Source organism: Liquorilactobacillus sicerae (assembly GCF_029916425.1).
GTDB classification, from domain to species: Bacteria; Bacillota; Bacilli; order Lactobacillales; family Lactobacillaceae; genus Liquorilactobacillus; species Liquorilactobacillus sicerae.
The window spans coordinates 1-480 of record NZ_JAHAVQ010000169.1 but is presented as its reverse complement, the minus strand read 5'-3'; the positions used below and the strand labels follow the sequence as shown (position 1 = coordinate 480).

At 35.8% G+C, this 480-nt stretch carries 2 pseudogenes; both read right to left on the bottom strand.

The features are described 5' to 3' along the window. Positions 1 to 362, bottom strand: a pseudogene (locus KH893_RS11825) (ribosome biogenesis GTPase YqeH); the annotation flags it as partial. Further along, positions 349 to 480, bottom strand: a pseudogene (locus tag KH893_RS13120) (YqeG family HAD IIIA-type phosphatase); the annotation flags it as partial. The pseudogenes KH893_RS11825 and KH893_RS13120, both read right to left, overlap by 14 nt.

Here is a 480-nt window from a genome sequence, read left to right as displayed (position 1 = left end):
ACCGGATTGTTACCAATAAAACGAGTCAGCCCATTAATCATCGAGCCACCAACATCAAAGAGATCCACTAGATATAAAACCAGTGCTTTCTTATCCGATATAGAAGTTAATATTTTTTGAAAATGATCCGAATCAAAAGGAACGGGTTCTATTTGATTATAATTTTTTAATTTAAAACAGCGTTCACAAAGCAAGTCGATCGGATCATCGACTGAATTTAACGAACTTAAATAGCCGCGGAGTTTGTGTTCGTTCAAATAACCAGGAACACCCTTTTTGGTGAATTGAAAGGTCGCACCACAGCCAATACAAACAATCCCTTCATTTAATAATTGTGTAACCTGATCTTCATTTAGGGTCAACTATGTCGTCCTCCCAATTTTCCTTTTTATTTTTTGTAACAAATTTAGCAAAATGTCGATTAATTCTGGTTGGAAAACCATCTGTCTCGATTAGTGGTTTAACCAGTACACTTCTGAC